Below are 22,691 nucleotides of genomic sequence, written 5' to 3'. Positions count from 1 at the left end.
CTCGGGGAGGCAATATAGCTGTCCGGGACTTAACGACGGGTGTATCGCAAAGGCTGCATTTTCCGAAAGCGTGGTCTTTTCTGTCTTATTCAGTGCCGTTTTTTGTCATTTGATGCGTTGACGCTTTGCCGATTTGTGTTATCACACGTGTCATGAAAAATTTGCAGGCTCTTATTGTGGTGGGAAAGCGCATGGGCAGGATGGTGTAACCATCCGGCGATAGCCACCCATGCGCTAGATGACAGGCTCCTCAAAGGGGCCTTTTTTTATGGCCAAAACCGGGCTACGGCTCTCAAAAAAATCCCTAGGCAGATGGAAACAGGCATGACGGGTAAAGACAATCAGATGACCGGCGCGGAAATCGTTCTGCGAGCGCTGAAGGACAACGGGGTTGAGCATATCTTCGGTTATCCCGGCGGAGCCGTGCTGCCGATCTATGACGAAATCTTCCAGCAGGAAGAGATCCAGCATATCCTCGTGCGTCACGAACAGGGGGCAGGGCATGCCGCGGAAGGTTATGCCCGTTCCACAGGCAAGGTCGGCGTTCTGCTCGTAACCTCCGGTCCCGGCGCGACCAACGCCGTTACTCCGCTGCAGGATGCCTTGATGGACTCGATCCCGCTGGTCTGCATTTCCGGCCAGGTCCCGACGAGCCTGATCGGTTCCGATGCTTTCCAGGAATGCGATACCGTTGGCATTACGCGACCCTGTACCAAGCACAACTGGCTGGTGAAGGACGTCAACGAGCTTGCCGGAGTCATCCACGAGGCCTTCCGCATTGCGCAGAGCGGCCGCCCCGGCCCGGTTCTGGTCGATGTTCCGAAGGACGTCCAGTTCGCGACCGGCACCTATACGCCGCCTTCGGCGCATGTTGCTCAGAGAAGCTACCAGCCCAAGGTTCAGGGTGACGAAAACGCCATTCGTGCGGCCATCGAACTGATGGCGCATGCCCGCCGTCCGGTCTTCTATACGGGTGGCGGTGTCGTCAATTCCGGGCCGGAAGCTTCCAAGCTGCTGCGCGAACTGGTCGAACTCACCGATTTCCCGATCACGTCCACGCTGATGGGTCTCGGCACCTATCCGGCCTCGGGCAAGAACTGGCTGGGCATGCTCGGCATGCACGGTTCCTATGAGGCCAACATGGCCATGCACGATTGTGACGTCATGGTCTGCGTCGGCGCGCGCTTCGATGACCGCATTACCGGCAGGCTCAACGCCTTCTCGCCGAATTCGAAGAAGATCCATATCGATATCGATCCGTCCTCGATCAACAAGAACGTTCGCGTCGATGTTCCGATCACCGGTGATGTCGGCAATGTACTCGAAGACATGGTCCGCCTCTGGCGGGCGCTTCCGAAGAAGCCCGAGGCTGCCCAGACGGCGGAGTGGAAGGACAGCATTGCTCGCTGGAAGGCGCGCCGCTCCTTCGCCTATACGCCGTCGAAGGATGTCATCATGCCGCAATACGCCATCGAGCGGCTCTATCACCTGACGAAGGATCGCGACACCTACATCACCACCGAAGTCGGTCAGCACCAGATGTGGGCCGCGCAGTTCTTTGGCTTCGAGAAGCCGAACCGGTGGATGACCTCGGGCGGTCTCGGCACCATGGGCTACGGCTTCCCGGCGGCAATCGGGGTACAGATCGCCCATCCGGAAAGCCTTGTCATCGACATCGCCGGCGATGCCTCGATCCAGATGTGCATTCAGGAAATGTCCTGCGCTGTCCAGTATGAAGCGCCGGTCAAGATCTTCATCCTGAACAACCAGTACATGGGCATGGTTCGCCAGTGGCAACAACTCCTGCATGGCAATCGCCTGTCGAACTCCTACACCGAGGCCATGCCTGATTTCGTCAAGCTTGCCGAGGCCTATGGCGCTGTCGGCTTGCGTTGCGAAAAGCCCGATGAACTCGACGATGCCATTATGGAGATGATCAACGTCAAGAAGCCGGTGATCTTCGACTGCCGCGTCGCCAATCTCGCCAACTGCTTCCCGATGATCCCGTCGGGCAAGGCACATAACGAGATGCTGCTTCCCGACGAGGCGACCGACGAGGCCGTTGCGACGGCGATCGACGCCAAGGGCCGTCAGCTGGTTTGATTGGCAAGGAAGGGGATCCACGCATGGGAGCATTGATTGCAGGAGTACTTATTCTGATTGCAATGCTCCTGCAAATGCTGGGCTTCACCGGGACGTGCACGATGGGTGCGAGTGGCACCCTCACGACAGGAGCGGTGCTTTCGTCGTTGCCTCTCGGATTGGCGGTGTATCTGACTTACCGCGCGTCCAAGAAGGACAACTCTCGCGGTCTGCCGATGATCCCTGCTTCGCTCGCGGTGGGGATGTTTTGTCTCACTGCCCCTGCGTGGTGGTCCAGCCTTCGATTCCATACGCCATGTGGCGATGACTATGAGTTCTACAGCCCGGAATTGGGAGCAGACGACTTCCTGTTTCTGGCGTCTTACCTTGTTTTTCCGCTCCTTGTGGTTCTCGCGGCACGCCCGTGGTCCATCGGGCGCCTCAAATCACGCTGAAAGGCACAACACCATGAACGCACAGCTTCAACCCACGGGTTCGGCTTACTTCATCGCCAAGGAAACGGCGGCTATCGAAAGCCATACGCTATCGGTTCTCGTCGACAACGAACCGGGCGTGCTTGCCCGCGTCATTGGCCTATTCTCCGGTCGCGGCTACAACATCGAAAGTCTGACGGTTTCCGAGACCGAGCACGAGGCGCATCTTTCGCGCATCACCATCGTCACGCGCGGTACGCCGAGCGTATTGGAACAGATCAAGGCCCAGCTCGAGCGTATCGTGCCGGTGCACCGGGTTCTCGACCTTACCGTGCGGGCGAAGGAGCTTGGCCAGGAACGTCCGATCGAGCGCGAGGTCGCGCTGGTGAAGGTGGTCTCCGAAGGCGAGATGCGCGCTGAAACCCTGCGTCTGGCCGATGCCTTCCAGGCGAAGGTGGTCGATGCGACCGTTGAGCATTTCATCTTTGAGATCACCGGCAAGTCCTCCAAGATCGACCAGTTCGTGGCGATCATGAAGCCGCTCGGTCTCAATGAAATCTGCCGCACGGGCATTGCGGCGATGAACCGCGGTTCGCAGGGCATGTGATTGCTTTCGGCGGCGAATGAGGCTGGTCTCACATCCAACGCCGGGACATCCGGTATCCTGATCGATTACAAGCCGATCGCATCCGCTGCCTGATGGGGCGGATGCCCATTCATCCCGTCTGATCCAAAAGGCATTCTGCCGGTTTAGTCACCGCAGGATGCCTTTTGCTATGTGCCGCGCCTGCCAGTGCGGAGGGTTTCTGTCATGCGTTGAATGCCGGCTGTATGTGTCGTGCCGTATTGCCGGGAGACATCGGTACTGAGTGCATCGCATATCGAGCGTTCGAGCTCGAGCCGTCCTTGCGAAGGTCGTTCCAAGGCGCGTCGCGATCTTCCAGATTCAACTCCTTGCGCTTCACGTCGTTGTTTTATCGTATGCCATCGTCGCAAAACCGCTGCACACTTTTGCGCGATATGCTTCAGAACATCGACATCTGGCTGGGCAGAGGCTTTGCCGCTGGCTCATCGGCTGTCTCTGCTTTGATAGGCTTGGCTACCTTGGCCGATTTTCCCTTGCTCTTCTGCTCTGTCTGTTCCTGCGGTTTAGCCGGGTCGTCGGTCGTCGATACTTCCGGTGGCTCAAGATCCTGAAGGAAGCCGGTCAGGACCTCCTTCAGGATGTTCGGTGCCAGGGCGTAGTGAACGAACTGCCCGCGCTTTTCGCGCGTGATAAGGCCGGCATTTTCCAGAATTGCGAGGTGCTGCGATACCGATGGCTTGGCCATGTCGAAGCGTGAGGATATCTCGCCCGCGGTGAGTCCTGAGACGGCAAGGTATTTGAGGATTGCCCGACGAGGAGCGGCGGCGAGAGCATGAAAGGCCTGCTGAGCCCGCCTTTCGGACTTGTGTGGGGTGGATGCCTTTTTCGTCTGCTTCTTCACCTGAGCGCCTTGGTCATTGGACTGAATGTGCGTGTTTTTTGCAAATTCTATAATTAGGAAAATTCTTAAATGTCCAGTCCGTATGTCAGATTTAATTTTTATGATTAGTTGAATAGCTAATTATTTTATTTGCGTATTGTGTGGGTGGGGAGGGCGAGCGTTATTGGGCGGCATCATTCGATGGTGGGGAGAGGAGAATACCTCTCTGACCGCGTAGGTTTCTTTCCGCGCTCGAAGTGAAGGATGAGGTTTCCATTCACGAAACCGAAGGCGATTTCAGAGCATTTCCAACGGAAGTTTCTCGTCCGGCGGCGGAAAGGCGGCGTCGAGTTCTGCCCAGTCCTCGTCGCTGATATCGAGGTCTACCGCATCTCGGTTTTCCCGCACACGCCTCAGGTTGGCGGATTTCGGGATGGCGATCACGCCGTCGCGTTCCAGCACGAAGGCGAGGGCCACCTGCGCCGGCGTTGCCTGATAGGTCTTGGCGATACGGATGAGGTCGGGATGGTGCACGAGACGGCCCTGCTCGATCGGCGAGTAGGCCATGATGGGTATGCCTCGCTGCTGGCACCAGGGCAGGAGATCATACTCGATGCCACGGCGGCCGAGATTGTAGAGCACCTGATTGGCGGCGCAGTTTTCCCCATTGGGTACGGAGAACAATTCCTCCATGTCGTCGACGTCGAAGTTCGATACGCCCCAGGCGCCGATTATGCCTTCTTTCTTCAGATGTTCGAAAGCGGCCACGGTTTCGTCGAGCGGATACTCGCCGCGCCAGTGAAGCAGGTAGAGATCGAGCCGGTCGGTGCCGAGGCGCGCAAGGCTTGCCCGGCAGGCGGCTATGGTCTTTTCGTAGCTCGCATTCCAGGGATAGACCTTGCTGACGAGGAACACTTCGTCGCGACGATCCTCCAGCGCCTTGCCGACGATCTTCTCCGCCCCGCCCTCGCCATACATTTCGGCGGTGTCGATCAGCGTCATGCCGAGGTCGAGGCCGAGCCGCAGGCTGTCGATCTCTTCGAGTGCGCGGCCTCTTGTCTCCCCCATCTTCCATGTACCGAGGCCAAGGGCCGGGATATCCAGACCGGAGGGAAGGGTTACCGTGGGAATCGGGTCGTGCATCTGATGTCCTCGTGTCGAACAGGCCTTGCAGATTAGAGAAGCGGCTGCCGGTTTCAATCCTTGAAACGCATTTGCTGGATCTCTTGAGACCCGCCGGCGACAAGGCCGGGAGTTCCGGCGTAAATGATTGCCACCGTGACAAATCTCCGATGGTCGGATGGCAGACGCATGGCTATTTTGCCTCCGATTTCAGGGGGTTCATCTTGGATACTGCTACACTTTCGGCCTTGGTCGGCTTCGCTTTCGCGACGTCCATCACACCAGGCCCGAACAACATGATGCTGTTTGCTTCGGGCGTGAATTTCGGTTTCCGGCGCACGGTTCCGCATATGCTCGGCATCGGGGTCGGCTTCCTGTCGCTGCTGATCGGGGTCGGGGTCGGGCTTGGCGCTTTGCTTGCGACCGTGCCGTTGCTTTATACCGGCCTCAAGATCGCCGGTGGGATTTATCTTCTCTACATAGCCTGGAAGATCGGCATGTCGCGGACGCTTGGCGACGGCGAAGCTGCGGCGCGGCCGATGACCTTTCTCGTTGCTGCTGCCTTCCAGTGGGTCAATCCCAAGGCCTGGGTGATGGCCGTCACGGCGATGTCGGTTTATATCGATGCCGACCAGTATTTGTGGAGCGTCGCGCTCGTCGGGCTGGTCTTTGCCGCGGTCAACCTGCCGAGCGTTTCCACATGGGCGGGCTTCGGCTCTGTTCTGCGCGAATGGCTGTCGGTGCCGGTGCGGCTGAAATGGTTTAACATCACCATGGCTCTCCTGCTGGTCGCAAGCCTGTGGCCGATGCTGAAATGACCGGTTATTTCGGAATGGACGGGGCTTGGCATCCCTCGTCAGCCTGCTAAGAATTGACGCTCTTCGACATCGAGGGGCGCCGCCTTGCACGAGCACGACCATCATTCGCATGACCATGACGACGATCACGGTCATCATCACCACGACAACCACTATTCCGACATGCAGGCGCGGGTTCGCGCGCTGGAAACGCTGCTGACGGAAAAGGGTCTTATCGATCCCGCGGCGATCGACGCGATCGTCGAGACCTATGAGACCAAGGTCGGCCCACGAAACGGCGCCCATGTGGTGGCAAAGGCATGGAGCGAGCCGGCTTTCGCCGAGTGGCTGAAGGAAGATGCGACGGCAGCGATTGCGAGCCTCGGCTATACCGGGCGGCAAGGCGAGCATATGCGGGCGGTATTCAATACGCCCGAGACCCACAACATGGTCGTCTGTACACTCTGCTCCTGTTATCCATGGGCGGTCCTGGGGCTTCCGCCGGTCTGGTACAAGGCCCCGGCCTATCGTTCGCGCGCCGTCATCAATCCGCGTGCTGTGCTGGAGGAGTTCGGTGTGACGCTGAGTCCCGAAAAGAAGATCCGCGTCTGGGATTCGACGGCCGAGCTTCGTTATATCGTCGTGCCGGAGCGTCCTGAAGGCACTGACGGGCTGGATCAGGAGGCGCTTGCGGCTCTCGTGACCCGGGATTCCATGATCGGCACCGGTCTTGCAGCATCGCCGGAGGGCGGGCGATGAACGGTCCTCACGACCTCGGCGGTCAGATGGGCTTCGGCCCGGTGGCGCCGGAAAAGGACGAGCCGCTCTTTCATGCCGAATGGGAAAAGCGGGCGCTCGGGCTGACACTTTGCTGCGGCGCTTTCGGGGCATGGTCGATCGATGAGAGCCGTCACGCCCGCGAGAATATTCCGCCGGCGAACTATCTCTCCGCGAGTTACTACGAGATCTGGATTCGAGCGCTGGATACGCTTCTAGAGCGGCATGGCTTTGCAACGCGCGATGAGCTTTTTTCCGGCCGGAACCTTGGTCATGGTGCGACGCCGAAGCGTGTTCTGACGGCGGACATGGTGCCTGGCGTTCTGGCGCGTGGCGGTCCGTGCGATCGGCCGGTGCACAACGAACCCCGTTTCTCGGTGGGAGATCGCGTGCGCACCCGGAATTTCAATCCGGAAACCCATACCCGGCTGCCGCGCTATGCACGCGCCAAGACCGGAGTGATCGAGGCTGTGCAGGGCAGCTACGTCTTTGCCGATGACAATGCCCATGGCAAGGGAGAAAATCCGGAATGGATCTATACGGTCGTGTTCGATGCCGGGGAGATCTGGGGAGACGGGGCCGATCCGTCCTTGACGGTCTCGATCGATGCGTGGGAGAGCTACCTTGAGCGCCTGTGAGGCACCATCTCCGCTGCGACGGTCGCCGGGACTGCCGAAATCGGCGGAGGGCGATCCGGTCTTTGCCGAGCCGTGGAACGCGCAGGCCTTTGCCATGACCGTGCACCTGCACGAGAAGGGCCTGTTTTCCTGGATTGAGTGGGCAGAGGCGCTTTCCGCCGAACTGCATAAACCCGAACGCGCCGATGACGGCTCCGATTACTTCGACGGCTGGGTGGCGGCGCTGACCGGGCTTCTGGTTTCCAAGGGGCTTGCCGACGCCGATACGGTGCTGGCCCTGCAGGAGAGCTGGAAGCGGGCGGCGGAAGCGACGCCACATGGCAGCCCCATCCTGCTCGAAAACGATCCGATGCGGGTTTAAGTCTGCGCTAAATCGATGGTTTCGGATTAAGCGGGAACATCGGGAAATAGGGTTGTGCCTCTCGCATCACGCGCGCGACCGATGGCCTTTGCTTCAGGCGCTTGAAATAGGCCTTGAGGCGCGGAAAATCCTCGCCGAGCGGACAGATCGTGTCGGCGTAAAACAGGGCCGGCGCGGCGGAGCAGTCAGCCAGCGTGAAATCCGGACCGATGGCCCAGCCGGCTTGCGGCCAGCGTTCCTCCATGAAGGTATAGGCGGTGCGTATGTCCGCCTTCGCCTGTTCTACCCCGAACGGATCGTGGCCGTCGGCGGGGCGCAGGGCATCCAGCACGACCTTCTGCATCGGCAGTTGCAGCATATCGTCGAACAGGCGGTCCCACATGCGGGCTCGCCAGGCGAGATCCGGATCGTGGGGTACGAGAGGCCTCTCCGGGGTGGCGAAGCTGTCGAGATAATCGATGACGGTGGCGGACTCAGCGACAGTGGCCTGCCGCGCCTCATCGACCAGCACCGGGAACTTCAAGGGTGGCCAGACCTGCCTGAAAGCCTCGCGTGAGGTTTCGTTACCGAGATCGACGATGACGGGATCGAACGGCAGGGCGTTCTCGTAGAGAGCGATCAACACCTTGTGGCAGAAGGATGCGAGAGGGTGGAAATAGAGCTTCAGCGTCATCGGTTCTCTCCGCCGTGACGCGTGCCTCCCACACGTCAGCTGTCGAACTGACGATAGCACTCATCGGCTATCTGCTGCATCCTTTCGCGGGAGATTTCTCCGGTGACCGCATATCCCACCGGTCCGTCGATCCAGTAGAAGGTCTCCAGACCTTCGTCACTGGCATAGCGGAAGCTGGTTTCCCGGTTGTCCTCGTTGCGGCCGACCAGCACTGTGATCCGTTCTCCAGAGGTATCCTCATACATCAGCAAGGCACCGGCTTTGCCGCTGACCGGCACCAGCCGTCCGCCGACGAGTTTCATGCCAACAGCGGAGAGGTCGGGAATGCGCATGGGGTAGTCCAGCCGCTTGCCGAGCCATGTTGCCAGATGTTCCTGCTGGTCCGCTCCGACCTCGACCGGATGACGAACATCGTTGGCATAGATCAGGAAGGCGGAGCGGGCCTGATCCTGAAGGCTGGCGGTATTGACGGCGACCTGTACCGGCACGTTTTCTGCGGCTGGAGGAGTGAAGCGGCCAACGGCGATACCTGCGGTAAAAAGCGCGACCGCTGCGGCGACGCGCATTGCGATCGCGCGAATGGAAACGTTCCGGCCGGCGGCGGAGCGGTGGCGGGCGAGCATGGAGCGATCTGTCTCTTCATGGCGTTCGTAGTCCCGGAAGAGTTCGCGGATGTCGGCATTCTGTCTCTGCCAGTCGGCAACCTTTGCTGCCTCGTCCGGATGGTCGGCAAGCCAGGCCTCGACCTCTGCGCGGCGCTTCTCGTCCAGAAGGCCGTCGACATAGGCATGCAGGTTGCCGTCATCCACGGTGTCGAGGGTTTGCGTCATTTCGGTCTCCGCAGGGTAACGATATTCTTTTCGGCGAGCACGTCGCGCAGGCGCTGGCGGGCGCGGGAGAGGCGAGACATCACGGTGCCGATGGGGATTTCAAGGATTTCCGCGACCTCGTGATAGGCGTGGCCTTCGACCACCACCAGCATGAGCACGGTCCGCTGTTCGTCCGGCAAGCCATTTAACGCCGAATGCAGCCGTTGGCGTTCGAGGGGATCGTCAGACGTTGCAGGCGAGGGCACGTCTGCCGCTTCCTCCAAGTCAACCACCGGATGTCGTCTTGTCTGACGGTCATGGTTGCGGTGCAGATTTGTCATGATGGCGTAGATCCAGCCCTTCAGGTTGATGCCACGCCAGTTGCCGCGTTTGGCAAGCGCGGTCTCGACGCAATCCTGAAACAGATCTTCGCCTTCGGCATCGGAACGTGTGAGGCTGCGGGAATAGCGCCGCAGGGCCGGCAGTAGCGACAGCATGTCATTCTCGAAGCGGCCTGGGCCGGGGGGATGTTCCCCCGGTCCGCCGTTTCGATCCTTCGGGCCTTGATCGTCAGGGCCTTGCTGCATGCCAGACACCTTTCACGCCGTCGCCGGCCATATCGCCCTGCTTCATGTCTTCGGCGTAGAAGTAGAGCGGCATGCCGTTCATGGCCCACTGCATCTTACCGTCCTTGCGGGTCACCAGCGAGTATGCGCCTTCCGCCTTGGCGCTTGAAGTGGCAAGATAGGGCGGCCAGTTGCCGGCGCAGGCGTCATAGCAGTTCGACATGCCCTTCTTGTCGTTGTCGAAGGTGTAGAGCGTCATGCCCTTTTCATTGGCGAGCACCTTGCCGCCCGATGCTTCAACGGTCTTGAAGGGACCGGCCAATGCCGGGGCGGCAAGGGCGATGAGGGCGACGGACAGGAACAGACGGGTTTTCATTGTACTTCCTCCGATGTAATGGGCAGGTGCCTTGATGGCCCCGCCTGTGTGTTTGACACCAAGGATGGCCGCTTTATTCCGTCGTGGGACAAGGATTTCCTCCTGCTCCTCACGTTTCTTTCCCGCGGCCTACGATCAAGTCATGCTTTGCTTGCCTTTTCGGCGCGAATCCTGACAAGTCGCCCCATGCAGTTCGCACCTCAACAGGACGAAGCCCTGAAGGCCGTTTCCAAATGGCTGAAGGAGGGCAAGCAGCCGGTTTTTCGTCTGTTCGGCTATGCCGGCACGGGCAAGACGACGCTTGCCAGGCATTTTGCCGAGCATGTGGACGGCGACGTGCTGTTCGCGGCGTTTACCGGCAAGGCGGCGCAGGTCCTGCGCTCGCGCGGCGCTTCGCATGCCAAGACCATCCATTCGCTGATTTATCGCCCGCGTGGTGAAGAGGCCGTCGAGGACGAGGAAACCGGCAAGACATCCATAGCCCCGATGTTTTCGATCAACCGGCAGAGCCCCGTCGCCAAGGCGGCGCTGATCGTGATCGACGAATGCTCGATGGTGGACGAACAGCTCGGCAAGGACCTGATGAGCTTCGGCACACCTATTCTGGTTCTCGGCGATCCGGGGCAGTTGCCGCCGGTCACGGGTGGCGGCTTCTTTACGGAACAGGAACCTGATTACCTGCTGACGGATATTCATCGTCAGGCGCGCGACAATCCGATCATCCAGCTTGCGATGCAGGTGCGCGAGGGCAAGGAGATCATGCATGGCGACTATGGCACCGCCCATGTGATTTCCCGCAACGAGGTGACACAGGATCTGGTGCTGGGCGCGGATCAGGTGCTGGTCGGCACCAACAAGACGCGGCGGCGCTACAACAAGCGCTTGCGGGAACTCAAGGGCTTCACGGTCGACTATCCGCAGGCGGGCGACAAGCTGGTCTGCCTGCGCAACGATCAGGTAAAGGGCCTTCTGAACGGTTCGCTCTGGCAGGTGATGACGTCGTCACGGGAGACGGTGAAGCCCGGCATCAACCTGCTGATCCGCCCGGAAGACGACGACATGGATCGCGGCGCCGCGAAGATCAAGCTGCTGAAGGCGGCGTTCGAGGATGTCGAGGGCGAGATCCCGTGGTCGACGCGCAAGCGCTATGACGAATTCGACTACGGCTATGCGCTGACGGTGCACAAGGCGCAGGGTTCCCAGTGGAACAACGTGGTCCTGTTCGACGAGAGCTGGGCATTTCGTGATACCCGCGAGCGCTGGCTCTACACTGCCGTCACGCGTGCGGCGGAGACGCTCACCATCGTACGGTGAGCGCCTTCACGATCCGCAGTTACTGCTCCGTCTGCAGCGAAGCGAGCGTGGCCATCATCGCCATGGGTTCCTTGCCGGAAGCCGATGCGATTTCAGACAGCTTCCTGCCTGGTTCTGCTGCGTCGAAGCCCTTTTCCTTGAGCGATGCGACGAGGCTCTCCTCGGTATGTCCAAGCAGCGGCGCCACTTGCGCCGGCGTGCCGCCGGTGACGATGCGTGCCATGGCGACAGTCGGATTGCCGCCGGTGTTGCTGGCAGTGCCGGTGATGGCCGGCCAGGCGAAGACGAGGCCGGCGACAAGACAGACGCTGAGTGCGATCGCCATGGGAAGGCGCTTGAAATACATCATGAAAGGCCGCCAGTTCTTCCAGGTATGGAGAAAGAACGGCAGGATGAGCACCATGCTCAACCACTCGTGCATGCCACGGAACGCGGCCGATCCGATGTGGAAGAACAGTGCGATGCCGGAAACCAGCGAAACGAGGAAAAGTCCCGTGATGAAGGGTGTTGCGTACCGAGACAGAAAGGTGGGCATTTTTGTAAGCTCACTCATTGTTTGAACAAGCTTCCGCTACCCCCTCCAGCGAGGAAAGTCCCGTTAAATCACGGTAAGATTTGATCGTCGGCAAGTCGTGGAGTTTGCCGACGATGATGTTCGCGATGTCCGAGCGGCCATCTCCGATTCCAAGGCGCTTTGAACCCTTTCGGGCTCAGGTCCAGCCCCTGGAGACTTCCGTTCCGGCTCGCCGTCATTTCGGGAGGCTGCCGCGCGTTCTTGCGGGGGTCTGGCCCTAGTTAACCAGCCCCAGGAGAACGGCCTTGGCGACAGCCTGAAATCTGTTGCTGGCGTCGAACTTGCGGATGATCTCTCCTTCGATCCTGCCGATCTCGCTGGTGCTCATGTCAAGCGCGCGTGCGAGCCTCAGGGGCGCATAGCCTTCTGCCATCAGTTCGAGGCAGCGGCGCTCGACATCCGTCAGCCCGATGCGCTGTGCCTGTTGCACGCGCGCGTTCTGCGCCTCGTCCTTGTCCTGCGCCAGGAGCCTTGTGATCTGCTGCATCTGGTGATGGGTTGTCGAGAGGCTTGCCGTCAGTTCCCGCTGGCGGGCAAGGAGGGCTTCGGCGAACAGGGCGTCGGCCTTGGTCTGGGACCGAACCTTCTTCAGCGCTTCCATGAGTTCCTGGATCGCAGCCACAGGCATCCCGACATCGCGGCAGGCCGTGATGACGGCCATGCGGGAGATATCCTGCTGACCGTAGACACGCATCAGGCCGACGCGTCCGGCCTTTATCAGCCCTTTTTCCTCGTAGAAATGCAGAGTGCGATGGGTGATGCCGAAGAGAGACGCCATCTCCGCTATGGCTATCGGTTCCTCCGGTAGTTGGGCGGGCAGCTCCACGGCCGGCAGATAAATGGTCTCTGATGTCGCTCCGGCCCTCGTATCGCCGGCGCTTTTTCGATGGTGCAACCTTTCCGCCATGACCTCCCCCTGTCCAGCGTTCCTGTCGTTCCTCTCAATGCAATTTTTTACCCATTTTTCCTGTGGTCCCGGACATGTAATCTCCGCGGACGCCATGAAATGCGTTTCCCCTGCCATTCCACGCTATGTCTGGCGAAAAGGTTATCGCCAGCAATGCCTTATCTCTTTTGATTTCATGCAATTCCGAAAGCAGATCCGCATGATGCTTGCGGTCGTATTATCCCGGAAAGGTTGCCTTCCCAGTCATGTAAAACTTCAGATTAATCCTCGTCAGCGCCTTTTGCAAACTGCCTGACGGGAAGAATATACAGCGAAACCCGTGAAATCTAACCCTGCCGGCTGATCTGGCCGGCATCGGCCGTCAATGCCATGAGGCCGGAAAGCTCGCTGATGAAATGGGTCAGCGGATAGGGATGGACGAGCCGCCGTTGATGACGTGTCGCTTCCATGAATGTGTCCGGCGAGTTGTCTAGGTTGTAGAGATAGGTTGCCTCCAGGCACTCCATCAGAACAGAGGACAGCGACCGGGCCTGACAGAAATGGTAGAGTTGGCCTGTAAGCGACAGGGTCTCGACGCAGAACTGGTTGGCGAAGGCGGCGACCTGACGGTTGGATCCGGTCTCCGTCGCGTTGCGCGCATAGCCGACCACCAGCTTGCCCGTTTGCCGGTGGCGGAGATTTGCCGTGAGTGGCGCCGTTTCGCTGTCGGCGCTGATTTCGAGGGAGAAATCCAGCGGATTGGCTTCGTCGCCATCACAGGCATCGTTGCAGTCCAGCTTTATGCCCCATAGGTGTTTTGCGGCGATCCGTACGGCGTTGGTGAAAGTCCGGGTTCGCCAGTCCGGGTTTTCCGGCGATGATATGGTGATATGCGGCAGGCGATAAACGCCTTTGACGTTCACATCGGCCAGCCGGTTACCCGTGTCCGGCATCAAGGGAAGGCAGATCATCTCCGGCCAGCTTGCCGCAGGCTTTTCTGCGACGAAACGGCGGTTCTCTGTCGGAGCCCATTCGTAAATCGGTACGTAGCAGCCGAGCGGTATGCGGATGCGCAGCGGTTCGTGGCGTCCTTCATCGGCATAATACTGGTTGAGAAGCCGCCGCAGCTTGCCCGCCTGCACCCGCACGAGGGGGTCAGCGCCCGGATCGAAGGATTCGTCGCGGGAGAACACGTCGATCCCGATCGTATATCCCTTGAGCTGATGCGCCAGCCCAAGCTGTTCCATCTCGACCACGAACCTGAGGAACGCACGCAGACGTTCGGAGCGAGCAAAGGTCTGGCTGCCGAGGATCGTCTGAAGGCAAAGCTTCACTCTGTCGCTGTCTATGCGCCGAACCTCGCTCAATTGTCTCTCCATGGCATCTGCCTCTTGCAAGAGCCGTCTCAAAGATGTCCGCCGCGCCTTGCGCGGAACCGGACTGGAAACCCTCAGCCGCGTTCCCGATTCACTTTCCTGAAAGTAAAGTCCTTTCTTTGGAATGCCACAAAGGGAAACCTGAGGAAAATACCCAATTTAGGTCATTTCCCCCGAAAAAAACTGGAATGACACTCAGGTTTTGGGGGCTGGCGACATTCATCAATGCCGTCGATGGGATCATGTGCGATTCTCGTTGGCGTTCCCCGGCCTGATCGCCTAAATGCTTGGCTCTCGAAAACCATAGCCTGGAAAGATCGCGATGCCGGCCAAGCTCTCCGTCAATCTCAATGCCATTGCCATGCTCCGCAACCGCCGGGATTTGCCATGGCCGGATGTGGCGCGCTTCGGGCGGCTTGCTCTTGAAGCCGGAGCCAGCGGATTGACCGTTCATCCAAGGCCGGACCAGCGGCATATCCGTTTTTCGGACCTGCCGGTGTTGCGGGCTCTGATCGATGACGATTTTCCCCATGCCGAATTCAACATCGAGGGCTATCCGACCGAGGATTTCCTTGTCCTGTGTGAGCAGACCGAGCCGGAGCAGGTGACGCTGGTGCCCGACGATCCGAGCCAGGCGACGTCGGATCACGGCTGGGATTTCAGAAAACACAAGGCATTCCTCACCGAGACCGTTGCGCGGCTGAAGTCGAAGGGTATGCGCGTTTCGCTTTTTGCCGATGGTGACGGCGATGCCGAGGCGGCTGCCGTGGCAAGGCAGACGGGGGCCGATCGCATCGAACTCTACACCGGCCCCTATGGCGGCTGTTTCGATAATCCGGACAAGGCGGCGCAGGAGATCGAGCTGCTCGGGCGGACGGCGGACGCAGCTTTTGCATGCGGTCTTGACGTCAATGGGGGGCACGACCTGACCGTCGCCAACCTGCCGGCGCTGATGAAGCGCATTCCCGGACTTGCCGAAGTTTCGATCGGTCACGGATTGACGGCCGACGCGCTGGAATACGGTATGGCCGAAACGGTGCGTCGCTTCCGTCGCGCCTGCGGGCAGACGGTCTGACGCGAGAGAAGTAGTTCTTTTCAGCGCTCTAACATCTTGAATCTACGCATCGAGCTGTCCGAAAATCGATTCCGATTTTCGGGCCGATGCGCTAGGTCGATGGCGGCCGTGCAGATAAACAGAAGGCCCGGCGACGAACGCCGGGCCTTTTTCGTAAAGCACCGTGTGAATCAGGCGCTGAGGGCTGCCTTGTTCGCGATCAGGAATTCCTTGAGCGAAACGAGTTTCTCACCGGACAGCTTGGCAGCTTCGTCATTGGTGACGTCGAACAGGCCTTCGCGGGTATTCGTGTCGAAGGAGACGAAGGTCGGGATGAACGGGGCGGGGACGCCGGCGCCTGCCATGCCGGCGGCAAGCTGCTCGTCGGTTACATGCACGACAGCGAGCGGCTTGCCGGTCACTTCACGCACGAGGGCTGCAATCTCGTCGGTCGTGTAGGTCTTCTCGCCCGTCAGCGTGTAGATGACGCTTTCCGAAACCGGCTTGGCAAGGGCGCCGGCGATGGCCTTGGCGATGTCGGCACGGCTGATGTGGCCGATCTTGCCCTCACCGGAGGAGGTGTACCAACTGCCCGAGCCGAGAGCGGCGGGGAGGGCCATGAACAGGTTTTCCATGTACCAGCTGTTGCGGAAGAAGGTGTAGGGCAGGCCGGTTGCCTTGATTGCTTCTTCAGTGCCGAAATGGTCGGGAGCGAAGGTGACCTTGGAGATGTCGGGATTGGGCAGGGAGGTGTAGAAAAGGCGGCCGACGCCGGCCTTCTTTGCGGCCTCGACGGCTGCCTTGTGCTGTATGAGGCGCTTGCCGGGAATGGCCAGTTCGTCGGTGGAGACGATCAGCAGGCGGTCGATACCCTTGAAGGCGGCTTCCAGCGAGGCCGGATCGTCGAAATCGACCTTGCGGGCTTCCACGCCCTTGGCGACGAGAGCAGAGAGCTTCGACGGATCGCGGGTGCCGGCGACGATATCGGCCGGTGCAACGCCCTGTTTGGCGATCAGGTTGTCGATGACGAGGCCGCCGAGCTTGCCGGAGGCGCCAGTGACGAGGATCTTGCTCATGGTCTTTTCCCTTTGCATTGCTGCGAGGGTCTTCGCAGCGAAAATGGCGCTCTCAAAATGAGAGTAACGCTAAAATGGGAATTGACGATGACTTGTAAAGAAGGCACTTTTTGGTGCCCACCTGATCATAAAGGAACCATATGACCATCGCCATTTCGGGATTCGAGGCCAAAATCGCCGCCTACAAGGGAGTTGACGGGCCGTCGCTTGCCGATTGTCCGGTTCGTTCCGTTATCGATCATATCGGCGGAAAGTGGTCGAGCCTGTTGCTCATCCTTCTCTGGGAGCGGCCTTACCGCTTCGGCGAATTGCGGCGGCTGGTTCCTGATATCTCCCAACGAATGCTGACGCAGACCCTTCGCGAGCTGCAACGGGATGGTTACGTCCAGCGCACGGTTTTTCCGACCAAGCCGCCGAGCGTCGAATACCGGCTGACGGAGCTTGGGCAATCGCTTTTCAAGGCGCTCGCCGGTCTTCTGGAGTGGGCGGAAACGAATTTCCTTGCCGTGCGGGAGGCGCGCCAGCGTTTCGATGCCGAGGGTGTCTGAGAACATCGGTCAGAGATCGAGGGTCCATGTCTGCCCGTTCAGTTCCGGGCCGAAAAGCGTGTGCTGTTCCTCCGTTACAAGCCTGAAACCGGCCGTGACATAGATGTGGCGGGCGGCATGCAGGATGTCGTTGGTCCAGAGCGTGATCTGCCGGTAGCCGGCGCGGCGGGCGAAATCGATGCACTGATCGACCAGTAGGCGCCCGAGGCCAAGGCCGCGCGCGGCTTCGTCTACATAGAGCAGCCTCAGTTTGGCGATATCATTGCCGCCATCCATGACCAGCGCCGAACCGATGCGAACGCCGTGACGCTCGGCGATCCAGCAATAGTCGCGGGCCGGATTGAAACCGGACAGAAATCTTGCGGCAACATCGGAGACCAGCGCCTCGAATTTGTCGTTCCAGCCGAATTCACGCACGTAGAATTCGGACTGGGACTGGATGATCCAGCCGAGATCGCCGGGACGGTGGGGTCTGAGGATCGGGGGTACCGTGTTGCGCCGCTCGTCGTCGAGCAGGCGGGTGATCGCTGCCATGCCATCGACCAGCGTCTCACGTTCGGAGGGGCCGAGCGGTTCCAGCATCAGCGCAAGCTGGTTTCGCGACAGTTCGCCGAGTGCCTCGTACTCGGCCACGCCTTTCGGAGTGAGGCTGATGATCTGGCTGCGGCCGTCTTCGGGATCTCGCGTCTGTTCGATGAGTTCGGCGGAACGGAACGCCTTGATGATGCGGCTGAGATAGGCTGGATCGAGATGCAGGTCGCGGACGAGTTCCGTGGCCGAAGCGCGACCGCGGGATCCGAGTTCGTAGACGACACGTGCTTCGGCCAGCGTGTAGTCGGCCTTGAGATAGGCCCGGTCCAGGATGCCGATTCGGTCGGTGTAGAATCGGTTGAAGGCGCGCATTGCCTCTATCGTCGAAAGGTCTCGTCTATCCAGCATCGATTTCTCCCTTTCGATGCTGGATAGACGAATAACATGACGATGACAATTAGTTATTGGACTAAGTCCAATTTATGATGGCCAGGCCGCGAGCGCGAAGTCCGCGGCGGCAGATGCGTGAAGCTCGGTTGAATCGAAACCCGGCAGGGGCAGATTTTGCGGATCGAGGAGAAGGCAGATCTCCGTGCAGCCGAGAATAACACTATCGGCGCCGGCGCGTTTTGCCTTTTCGATCATGGCGTTCATGGCGTCGCGGGATGTATCCCTGACCTGTCCTGCGCAGAGTTCATCGAAAATTATCGAGTGCGCGCGAATACGGTCATCCTCATCCGGGACGAGCGGATCGAGGCCATGGGTCCGCATCCGGTCGGTGTAGAAGCCGTGCTCCATCGTATAGCGGGTGGCGAGGAGCAAGGGGCGGCGATACCCATTCCCCGCAATCGCCTTTGCAGTCACGTCGATGATATTGATGAGGGGAATGTCGATGGTTTCAGAGACGCCATTGGCGACGAGATGCATGGTGTTGGTGCAGATCAATATGCAATCCGCGCCCGCTGCCTGCAGGCCGCCGGCCACTTCGGCGAGGCGCTTTTCTGCCAAGTCCCACCGCCCGGCCTTCTGGTAGCCGACGATTTCGGAGAAGTTGACCGAATGCATGAGCATGTCGGCCGAAGCGAGGCCGCCCACACGATCGCGAACTATCTCATTGATCAGACGGTAGTAAACCGCCGAACTCTCGAAACTCATGCCGCCAATCAACCCAACACGTTTCATCTTGCTTCTCCGGAAGAAATTGTTCTTGGGATTGTGACACACCGCCGGAGCGAATGGCTTGCAATTGCGAAGGCGGCATCCATAGTTCGTGCATTCTGAATGCAGATTATAGTTGTTTTTTGCAGTTTTCCGGCGTTGGTCCGGCAGTTGGGAGTTGTATATGCTTGATGACCGCGACCGAAAGATTCTCGACGCCCTGCAGCGCGATGCCTCCGTTCCGTTGGCGGACCTTGCCGAGCTGGTTTCGCTGTCCGCCTCGGCTTGTTCCCGCCGTATCCAGCGGCTTGAGGATGCGGGATATATCTCGAAGCGGATCGCGATTCTCGACCGGGAAAAGATCGGCGTCCCGACGACCGTCTTTGCGCTGGTGAAGACGGCGCATCATTCCGATGACTGGATCGAGACATTTCGGGGGGCAATCGCTGATATTGCTGAGATCGTCGAGGCGCACAGGCTGACAGGCAGCTACGACTATCTGCTGAAGATCGTGCTGCCTCAGGTCGAGAATTACGACGTGGTCTACCGTCGTCTGGTCAAACGTATCGAACTGTTCGACGTTTCCGCCTTCATCTCCATGGAGACGTTGAAGAGCGGGCAGGCGGTGCCGGTCAGCTACGCCGTTTAGAGCGTGATCCGACCGGAGTGAAACGAGGATCGGTAAGATTATGCTTCAAAAAGAAGATTTTGGAGCGGCATGAAGCTGACGGCGCGGGTCGCCAGCGTTACTCGGGCTTGGGCAGGTTACGGTCCGCGAGGCATGTCTTGAGGGGAAGGAGCTTGACGCCGTAGATGGCGGTGATCTTTCCCTTCACCGAGAGAGCGGGATCGGTATTCTTTTCCGTTTCGGCTTTCACGCATCCGCAGGTGTAGCCGTAGTTACCGTTGACGGCGACGTAGTCGCCGGTCGAGATGTCCGGAAAGTTCTCCATGCCGAGCGGTTCGTCGTCCATCCCTTGCGTGGTGATGATCCAGGTGCCGTCACGGTCGTCCAGCCAGTAGTTGCCGGGTGTGGGATTCTGGATCCAGCCGCAGCGGTTCTCGGGTGCTGCGGCCAGCGGGGTCGCAGCAAGGAGGCTGGCGGAGGCTATAAGCAGGGTGACGATGCGCAACGACATGGAGACGATCCTTCGGGCCGGATGAGTTGATCGTCCTGCTTTATCGCGCTGGGGCCGCAAGGCCAAACACCAAAACTGGCCGGGATCAGAGTTCATTCACCGTCGACGGTTTTCCGGCTTTCGTTCTCGACCCTTGTCACAGCCGGTTCATGGATCTGATGCCGGCGTTGGACGACCGTCTTTTTGAAGGGACTTGACCGCCGATTTTTTTGCCGATAAACAGAACCGTACCGTACGGTACTTGAGGATCATCATCTTGCAGACCGAAGCCGCCACCGCTGAATTCACGCCGCGCCAGAGCGCCGTTCTGGCGGAAGCGTTGCGTCTGCTCGTCGAGGGCGGTGACAAGGCGCTGACGACCGCCGGCCTAGCGCGCGCCGCCAACTGCTCCAAGGAAAGCCTCTACAAGTGGTTCGGGGACCGCGACGGCCTTCTGTCCGCGATGATCTCCTATCAGGCGAGCAAGGTCAGGACCGTCGAGCGCCCGGGCGAACGCCTGAGCGCTGCAAGCCTCAAGGATCATCTCGATGTCTTCGCCCACGACCTGCTGGATGTTCTCGCGGGCGACGTTTCGCTGGCGCTCAACCGTCTGGCGATCGGCCAGAGCAGCCGTGACGGATCGAAGCTCGGCACGCTCTTGCTCGAGCGAGGCCGTCGGCAGATCGACCGGCGCGCGCGGGCGCTTCTCGACGCGGGCCAGCGCGATGGCCTGCTGCGCTTTTCCGATGGCGAAGAGGCTTATCGTACGCTTTACGGGCTGATTGTCTCCGACCTGCATGTGCGCATGCTGCTCGGCGAGGCGCCCAATCCGAAGAATTTCGCTGCCAGGGCCGAGAAAGCGGTACACGCCTTCCTCGTGCTCTACGGCACGGAAAAAGCTTTGGCAGGGCCGTAGGGTTCCGCCCTCAACGGTTCGCCGAATACCGACACCCATTACAACCGACAAGCATAGGGAAGGAAAATACGATGCGCGTCTATTACGATCGTGATGCCGACTTGAACCTCATCAAGGCCAAGAAGGTCGCCATCATCGGCTATGGCTCCCAGGGCCGTGCACACGCCCTCAACCTGAAGGACAGCGGTGCGCAGAATGTTGCGATCGCGCTCAAGGCCGGCTCCGCAACCGCCAAGAAGGCCGAAGCCGACGGTTTCAAGGTCATGACCGTCGCCGAAGCTGCCGCCTGGGCCGACCTGATGATGATGGCGACCCCGGACGAACTTCAGGCTGATATCTACAAGGCCGACATCGCTCCGAACATCCGTGACGGCGCTGCCATCGCTTTCGCCCACGGTCTCAACGTTCATTTCGGCCTGATCGAGCCGAAGGCTTCGGTCGATGTCGTCATGATCGCGCCGAAGGGCCCGGGCCACACCGTTCGCGGCGAATACCAGAAGGGCGGCGGCGTTCCCTGCCTCGTTGCCATCCATCAGAACGCTTCCGGCAACGCGCTTGAACTCGCTCTCTCCTACGCCTGTGGCGTTGGCGGCGGCCGTTCGGGCATCATTGAAACCTCGTTCAAGGAAGAGTGCGAAACCGATCTCTTCGGCGAACAGGTCGTTCTCTGCGGCGGTCTCGTCGAGCTCATCCGCGCCGGCTTCGAAACGCTGGTCGAAGGCGGTTACGCTCCGGAAATGGCCTATTTCGAGTGCCTGCACGAAGTGAAGCTGATCGTCGACCTGATCTATGAAGGCGGTATCGCCAACATGAACTACTCGATCTCCAACACGGCCGAATGGGGCGAATACGTCACCGGTCCGCGCATCATCACTGCCGAAACCAAGGCTGAAATGAAGCGCGTTCTGCACGACATCCAGACCGGCAAGTTCACCTCGGACTGGATGCAGGAATACCGCGCCGGTGCCGCCCGCTTCAAGGGTATCCGCCGCCTGAACGACAGCCACCAGATCGAGGAAGTTGGCACCAAGCTCCGCGCCATGATGCCCTGGATCGGCAAGAACAAGCTGGTCGACAAGGCCCGCAACTAATCTCCGTCATCCTGGCGCGCGTCTTGTGCGTCATCGGATCGGAAAAGCCAGAATATCCGGGCCGGGGAGGTTACTTCCCCGGCCTTTTTCTTTGGCCACTCAGCAGCCACTATCGGCCCGGATCGATTTGATGAAGGCGCGGCCGTCGCGGCGGGTAGTGGTGACGGTGGCGCGGCCGTCGCAGACCCTTTCGCCATCGCGAAACCGGTAGCGGACAAGGAACCTGTCGTCGGCGAGCGCGTGGACGTCATGCAGTTCCAACGGCTCATCGAGATTTCCATAGAACCGCGAGAGCGAGCCGGGAGACAGCAGGCCCTTCTCCGTCTTTTCCGGAATGATGAAGCGTGCGGCGAGCATCCCATCGCCGGTTTCCAGAGCCTTGTAGAAGGCTTCGACTGTCGTTGCCGCTGTGCCGTAGTTTTTCGTTGGGTCACCTTGCGGCTCTATGGCCGTCACCCAGGCCACCAGCGGGCGGTGGTGATGGCCGGTCATGGCGGGCATCGGGTCCTTGAGGATGACGTGCACGCGGCTGTCGCGTAGTGTCCTCATATCCGCGCTGGTCTCGTCGGTCGGGACAAGCTGTACCTCGTCGAAACGGAGCTTGGGGTCGGCGAAGTCGACGTCTCCCGTAAGGCAGATGTTGTCATCCAGCTTCAGGATGTAGCCGGGTTCCGGCGTGTCGCCCTTCTGGACATCCTCGAAGTTGGGCGGTCCCGGAAAGATGTGGTGGGTCAGCACGCCGCTGAGGCTCGACGGCTGTCCCTTGGCGAGGTCGAAGCAGCCGGCAAACGCGGATGCAGGGAACAGCGATGCGGCCATCAGGATGAAAACCGAAAGCCCCTTTTGCATCTTCTAGCCCCCGTGTTGCACCGTCGCTTTTCTAGCACCTTTGCAGCCGGATCGCATCCGCTGCCAAAAGGCGTAGTACACGACTGAAATCGACGTAAT

The 22,691-nt window shown here is 59.9% G+C and carries 27 protein-coding genes; 13 read left to right on the top strand and 14 right to left on the bottom strand.

The window, feature by feature from the left end; all coding sequences use genetic code 11:
- Nucleotides 1–324 precede the first annotated feature (324 nt).
- From NBH21_RS07740 to ilvN, 3 genes are read left to right on the top strand one after another with little or no spacing between them, the layout of a single operon-like run.
- Nucleotides 325–2,103, top strand: a complete 1,779-nt coding sequence (locus NBH21_RS07740; protein ID WP_250916050.1) for an acetolactate synthase 3 large subunit — start codon at nt 325–327, stop codon at nt 2,101–2,103.
- Nucleotides 2,104–2,126: 23 nt separating this feature from the next.
- Nucleotides 2,127–2,537 (top strand): hypothetical protein, encoded by a 411-nt coding sequence (locus NBH21_RS07735; protein WP_250916051.1) that lies wholly within the window; start codon nt 2,127–2,129, stop codon nt 2,535–2,537.
- 13 nt (nt 2,538–2,550) lie between these two features.
- Complete coding sequence (ilvN, locus tag NBH21_RS07730) at nt 2,551–3,123, top strand: acetolactate synthase small subunit (protein WP_250916052.1); 573 nt, start codon at nt 2,551–2,553, stop codon at nt 3,121–3,123.
- Nucleotides 3,124–3,541: 418 nt separating this feature from the next.
- On the opposite strand, the gene NBH21_RS26230 is transcribed toward ilvN, so the two are convergent.
- On the bottom strand, nt 3,542–4,003 hold the full coding sequence (locus NBH21_RS26230; protein WP_425314357.1) for a metalloregulator ArsR/SmtB family transcription factor: 462 nt from the start codon (nt 4,001–4,003) through the stop codon (nt 3,542–3,544).
- 276 nt (nt 4,004–4,279) lie between these two features.
- Entirely contained in the window at nt 4,280–5,125 is an 846-nt protein-coding gene (locus NBH21_RS07720; RefSeq protein WP_163899678.1) for an aldo/keto reductase, read from the bottom strand.
- 203 nt (nt 5,126–5,328) lie between these two features.
- Here NBH21_RS07720 and NBH21_RS07715 point away from each other — a divergent pair, with 203 nt between their 5' ends.
- From NBH21_RS07715 to NBH21_RS07700, 4 genes are all read left to right on the top strand, one after another.
- Nucleotides 5,329–5,922, top strand: a complete 594-nt coding sequence (locus tag NBH21_RS07715) for a LysE family translocator (protein WP_250916053.1) — start codon at nt 5,329–5,331, stop codon at nt 5,920–5,922.
- 84 nt (nt 5,923–6,006) lie between these two features.
- The gene (nthA, locus tag NBH21_RS07710) at nt 6,007–6,660 is read left to right on the top strand and encodes a nitrile hydratase subunit alpha (protein ID WP_250916054.1); all 654 of its coding nucleotides are present in this window, start codon (nt 6,007–6,009) and stop codon (nt 6,658–6,660) included.
- Nucleotides 6,657–7,316 carry a nitrile hydratase subunit beta gene (gene nthB, locus NBH21_RS07705; protein WP_250916055.1) on the top strand — a complete coding sequence of 220 codons (660 nt, stop codon included), beginning with the start codon at nt 6,657–6,659 and terminating at the stop codon, nt 7,314–7,316. Before nthA ends, nthB begins: the two co-directional genes overlap by 4 nt.
- Nucleotides 7,303–7,677 carry a nitrile hydratase accessory protein gene (locus NBH21_RS07700; protein WP_250916056.1) on the top strand — a complete coding sequence of 125 codons (375 nt, stop codon included), beginning with the start codon at nt 7,303–7,305 and terminating at the stop codon, nt 7,675–7,677. Before nthB ends, NBH21_RS07700 begins: the two co-directional genes overlap by 14 nt.
- A gap of 7 nt (nt 7,678–7,684) precedes the next feature.
- Here NBH21_RS07700 and NBH21_RS07695 read toward each other — a convergent pair whose 3' ends face one another.
- From NBH21_RS07695 to NBH21_RS07680, 4 genes are read right to left on the bottom strand one after another with little or no spacing between them, the layout of a single operon-like run.
- Nucleotides 7,685–8,350: a glutathione S-transferase family protein gene (locus NBH21_RS07695; RefSeq protein ID WP_250916057.1), complete on the bottom strand. Its 666-nt coding sequence runs from the start codon at nt 8,348–8,350 to the stop codon at nt 7,685–7,687.
- Between the two features lie 35 nt (nt 8,351–8,385).
- Nucleotides 8,386–9,180, bottom strand: coding sequence for an anti-sigma factor family protein (locus tag NBH21_RS07690; RefSeq protein ID WP_250916058.1), 795 nt, complete (start codon nt 9,178–9,180; stop codon nt 8,386–8,388).
- A complete protein-coding gene (locus NBH21_RS07685) occupies nt 9,177–9,746 on the bottom strand; it encodes an RNA polymerase sigma factor (RefSeq protein ID WP_425340390.1) in 570 nt (189 codons plus the stop codon). The genes NBH21_RS07690 and NBH21_RS07685 overlap by 4 nt, the downstream gene beginning before the upstream one ends.
- On the bottom strand, nt 9,730–10,101 hold the full coding sequence (locus tag NBH21_RS07680) for a COG4315 family predicted lipoprotein (RefSeq protein ID WP_250916060.1): 372 nt from the start codon (nt 10,099–10,101) through the stop codon (nt 9,730–9,732). The genes NBH21_RS07685 and NBH21_RS07680 overlap by 17 nt, the downstream gene beginning before the upstream one ends.
- A gap of 186 nt (nt 10,102–10,287) precedes the next feature.
- Between NBH21_RS07680 and NBH21_RS07675 the strand changes: the two genes are divergently transcribed.
- Nucleotides 10,288–11,415, top strand: coding sequence for an ATP-dependent DNA helicase (locus tag NBH21_RS07675; protein ID WP_250916061.1), 1,128 nt, complete (start codon nt 10,288–10,290; stop codon nt 11,413–11,415).
- Nucleotides 11,416–11,434: 19 nt separating this feature from the next.
- On the opposite strand, the gene NBH21_RS07670 is transcribed toward NBH21_RS07675, so the two are convergent.
- The 3 genes from NBH21_RS07670 to NBH21_RS07660 all read right to left on the bottom strand — a co-directional run bounded on the left by NBH21_RS07670 (nt 11,435) and on the right by NBH21_RS07660 (nt 14,242).
- Complete coding sequence (locus tag NBH21_RS07670; protein WP_250916062.1) at nt 11,435–11,950, bottom strand: DUF4405 domain-containing protein; 516 nt, start codon at nt 11,948–11,950, stop codon at nt 11,435–11,437.
- A 256-nt stretch (nt 11,951–12,206) separates the two neighbouring features.
- Complete coding sequence (locus tag NBH21_RS07665) at nt 12,207–12,896, bottom strand: MerR family transcriptional regulator (protein WP_250916063.1); 690 nt, start codon at nt 12,894–12,896, stop codon at nt 12,207–12,209.
- 326 nt (nt 12,897–13,222) lie between these two features.
- Nucleotides 13,223–14,242, bottom strand: coding sequence for a hypothetical protein (locus NBH21_RS07660; RefSeq protein WP_250916064.1), 1,020 nt, complete (start codon nt 14,240–14,242; stop codon nt 13,223–13,225).
- A gap of 331 nt (nt 14,243–14,573) precedes the next feature.
- Between NBH21_RS07660 and NBH21_RS07655 the strand changes: the two genes are divergently transcribed.
- Nucleotides 14,574–15,326, top strand: coding sequence for a pyridoxine 5'-phosphate synthase (locus NBH21_RS07655; RefSeq protein ID WP_250916065.1), 753 nt, complete (start codon nt 14,574–14,576; stop codon nt 15,324–15,326).
- 170 nt (nt 15,327–15,496) lie between these two features.
- Here the strand turns inward: NBH21_RS07655 and NBH21_RS07650 are convergent, their stop codons facing one another.
- Entirely contained in the window at nt 15,497–16,381 is an 885-nt protein-coding gene (locus NBH21_RS07650) for an SDR family oxidoreductase (RefSeq protein ID WP_250916066.1), read from the bottom strand.
- 140 nt (nt 16,382–16,521) lie between these two features.
- On the opposite strand from NBH21_RS07650, the gene NBH21_RS07645 reads away from it, so the two are divergent.
- Nucleotides 16,522–16,929: a winged helix-turn-helix transcriptional regulator gene (locus NBH21_RS07645; protein ID WP_250916067.1), complete on the top strand. Its 408-nt coding sequence runs from the start codon at nt 16,522–16,524 to the stop codon at nt 16,927–16,929.
- Between the two features lie 9 nt (nt 16,930–16,938).
- Here NBH21_RS07645 and NBH21_RS07640 read toward each other — a convergent pair whose 3' ends face one another.
- Together NBH21_RS07640 and NBH21_RS07635 are read right to left on the bottom strand one after the other, a co-directional pair.
- Nucleotides 16,939–17,868: a bifunctional helix-turn-helix transcriptional regulator/GNAT family N-acetyltransferase gene (locus NBH21_RS07640; protein WP_250916068.1), complete on the bottom strand. Its 930-nt coding sequence runs from the start codon at nt 17,866–17,868 to the stop codon at nt 16,939–16,941.
- Between the two features lie 72 nt (nt 17,869–17,940).
- Nucleotides 17,941–18,642, bottom strand: coding sequence for an aspartate/glutamate racemase family protein (locus tag NBH21_RS07635; protein WP_250916069.1), 702 nt, complete (start codon nt 18,640–18,642; stop codon nt 17,941–17,943).
- Nucleotides 18,643–18,802: 160 nt separating this feature from the next.
- Here NBH21_RS07635 and NBH21_RS07630 point away from each other — a divergent pair, with 160 nt between their 5' ends.
- The gene (locus NBH21_RS07630) at nt 18,803–19,267 is read left to right on the top strand and encodes an Lrp/AsnC family transcriptional regulator (protein ID WP_250916070.1); all 465 of its coding nucleotides are present in this window, start codon (nt 18,803–18,805) and stop codon (nt 19,265–19,267) included.
- A gap of 97 nt (nt 19,268–19,364) precedes the next feature.
- Here NBH21_RS07630 and NBH21_RS07625 read toward each other — a convergent pair whose 3' ends face one another.
- The gene (locus NBH21_RS07625; RefSeq protein WP_250916071.1) at nt 19,365–19,757 is read right to left on the bottom strand and encodes a DUF4087 domain-containing protein; all 393 of its coding nucleotides are present in this window, start codon (nt 19,755–19,757) and stop codon (nt 19,365–19,367) included.
- 256 nt (nt 19,758–20,013) lie between these two features.
- On the opposite strand from NBH21_RS07625, the gene NBH21_RS07620 reads away from it, so the two are divergent.
- Nucleotides 20,014–20,652: a TetR/AcrR family transcriptional regulator gene (locus NBH21_RS07620; RefSeq protein ID WP_250916072.1), complete on the top strand. Its 639-nt coding sequence runs from the start codon at nt 20,014–20,016 to the stop codon at nt 20,650–20,652.
- A 71-nt stretch (nt 20,653–20,723) separates the two neighbouring features.
- Nucleotides 20,724–21,743: a ketol-acid reductoisomerase gene (gene ilvC, locus NBH21_RS07615; RefSeq protein WP_113447314.1), complete on the top strand. Its 1,020-nt coding sequence runs from the start codon at nt 20,724–20,726 to the stop codon at nt 21,741–21,743.
- Nucleotides 21,744–21,842: 99 nt separating this feature from the next.
- Here ilvC and NBH21_RS07610 read toward each other — a convergent pair whose 3' ends face one another.
- Nucleotides 21,843–22,592 (bottom strand): DUF4431 domain-containing protein, encoded by a 750-nt coding sequence (locus tag NBH21_RS07610; protein ID WP_250916073.1) that lies wholly within the window; start codon nt 22,590–22,592, stop codon nt 21,843–21,845.
- Nucleotides 22,593–22,691 lie beyond the last annotated feature (99 nt).

It is taken from the genome of Ciceribacter sichuanensis (assembly GCF_024055605.1).
Lineage (GTDB): Bacteria > Pseudomonadota > Alphaproteobacteria > Rhizobiales > Rhizobiaceae > Allorhizobium > Allorhizobium sichuanense.
The sequence above is the reverse complement of the archived record's forward strand: the minus strand, read 5'-3'. Positions and strand labels throughout refer to the sequence as shown.

Bases quoted from the DNA above. Each gene is read 5' to 3' on its own strand.
- nthB (WP_250916055.1), top strand. From the start codon at position 6,657: ATGAACGGTCCTCACGACCTCGGCGGTCAGATGGGCTTCGGCCCGGTG.
- ilvC (WP_113447314.1), top strand. From the start codon at position 20,724: ATGCGCGTCTATTACGATCGTGATGCCGACTTGAACCTCATCAAGGCC.
- NBH21_RS07735 (WP_250916051.1), top strand. From the start codon at position 2,127: ATGGGAGCATTGATTGCAGGAGTACTTATTCTGATTGCAATGCTCCTG.
- NBH21_RS07625 (WP_250916071.1), bottom strand. From the start codon at position 19,757: ATGTCGTTGCGCATCGTCACCCTGCTTATAGCCTCCGCCAGCCTCCTT.
- NBH21_RS07720 (WP_163899678.1), bottom strand. From the start codon at position 5,125: ATGCACGACCCGATTCCCACGGTAACCCTTCCCTCCGGTCTGGATATC.
- NBH21_RS07635 (WP_250916069.1), bottom strand. From the start codon at position 18,642: ATGAAACGTGTTGGGTTGATTGGCGGCATGAGTTTCGAGAGTTCGGCG.
- NBH21_RS07630 (WP_250916070.1), top strand. From the start codon at position 18,803: ATGCTTGATGACCGCGACCGAAAGATTCTCGACGCCCTGCAGCGCGAT.
- NBH21_RS07640 (WP_250916068.1), bottom strand. From the start codon at position 17,868: ATGCTGGATAGACGAGACCTTTCGACGATAGAGGCAATGCGCGCCTTC.
- NBH21_RS07670 (WP_250916062.1), bottom strand. From the start codon at position 11,950: ATGCCCACCTTTCTGTCTCGGTACGCAACACCCTTCATCACGGGACTT.
- NBH21_RS07695 (WP_250916057.1), bottom strand. From the start codon at position 8,350: ATGACGCTGAAGCTCTATTTCCACCCTCTCGCATCCTTCTGCCACAAG.
- NBH21_RS07665 (WP_250916063.1), bottom strand. From the start codon at position 12,896: ATGGCGGAAAGGTTGCACCATCGAAAAAGCGCCGGCGATACGAGGGCC.
- NBH21_RS07675 (WP_250916061.1), top strand. From the start codon at position 10,288: ATGCAGTTCGCACCTCAACAGGACGAAGCCCTGAAGGCCGTTTCCAAA.
- NBH21_RS07680 (WP_250916060.1), bottom strand. From the start codon at position 10,101: ATGAAAACCCGTCTGTTCCTGTCCGTCGCCCTCATCGCCCTTGCCGCC.
- NBH21_RS07655 (WP_250916065.1), top strand. From the start codon at position 14,574: ATGCCGGCCAAGCTCTCCGTCAATCTCAATGCCATTGCCATGCTCCGC.
- NBH21_RS07610 (WP_250916073.1), bottom strand. From the start codon at position 22,592: ATGCAAAAGGGGCTTTCGGTTTTCATCCTGATGGCCGCATCGCTGTTC.
- NBH21_RS07650 (WP_250916066.1), bottom strand. From the start codon at position 16,381: ATGAGCAAGATCCTCGTCACTGGCGCCTCCGGCAAGCTCGGCGGCCTC.
- NBH21_RS07685 (WP_425340390.1), bottom strand. From the start codon at position 9,746: ATGCAGCAAGGCCCTGACGATCAAGGCCCGAAGGATCGAAACGGCGGA.
- NBH21_RS07740 (WP_250916050.1), top strand. From the start codon at position 325: ATGACGGGTAAAGACAATCAGATGACCGGCGCGGAAATCGTTCTGCGA.
- NBH21_RS07645 (WP_250916067.1), top strand. From the start codon at position 16,522: ATGACCATCGCCATTTCGGGATTCGAGGCCAAAATCGCCGCCTACAAG.
- ilvN (WP_250916052.1), top strand. From the start codon at position 2,551: ATGAACGCACAGCTTCAACCCACGGGTTCGGCTTACTTCATCGCCAAG.
- NBH21_RS07690 (WP_250916058.1), bottom strand. From the start codon at position 9,180: ATGACGCAAACCCTCGACACCGTGGATGACGGCAACCTGCATGCCTAT.